The sequence below is a fragment of the Vibrio sp. 2304 genome (genome assembly GCF_033339475.1).
Classification (GTDB): Bacteria; Pseudomonadota; Gammaproteobacteria; order Enterobacterales; family Vibrionaceae; genus Vibrio; species Vibrio alginolyticus.
Genome location: NZ_JAWOUQ010000081.1, coordinates 1 through 612 on the forward strand (window position 1 = coordinate 1; position 612 = coordinate 612).

The following is a 612-nucleotide window of genomic DNA, read 5'->3' on the forward strand; positions in this document are numbered from 1 at the left end:
TGAATCGTCACGCTTCTATGTTGAGCTGCATAAGCTCGGCGTTAATATTCAGTGCTTCGATGTTGGCGGCGGTCTGGGCGTGGACTATGAAGGTACCCGTTCACAGTCCGACTGTTCGGTGAACTACGGCCTGAATGAGTACGCCAACAACATTATCTGGGCGATCGGCGATGCCTGCGAAGAGAATGGCCTGCCGCACCCGACGGTGATCACCGAGTCCGGCCGCGCGGTGACCGCGCACCATACCGTGCTGGTTTCCAACATCATCGGCGTGGAGCGTAACGAATACACCGAGGCGACCCCGCCGGCGGAAGACGCTGCGCGTCCGCTGCAGAGCATGTGGGAAACCTGGCAGGAGATGCACGAGACCGGCAATCGCCGCTCGCTGCGCGAATGGCTGCACGACAGCCAGATGGACCTGCACGATATCCACATCGGCTACTCCTCAGGCACCTTCAACCTGCAGGAGCGCGCGTGGGCGGAACAGCTGTATCTGAACATGTGCCATGAAGTCCAGAAACAGCTCGACCCGAGCAACCGCGCGCATCGTCCGATTATCGACGAACTGCAGGAGCGGATGGCGGATAAGATTTACGTCAACTTCTCGCTGTT

General features: G+C 59.2%; 1 pseudogene. It reads left to right on the forward strand.

The annotated features are described in order from the left end of the window. A pseudogene (locus R7P64_RS24365) lies at positions 1-612 on the forward strand (arginine decarboxylase); the annotation flags it as partial.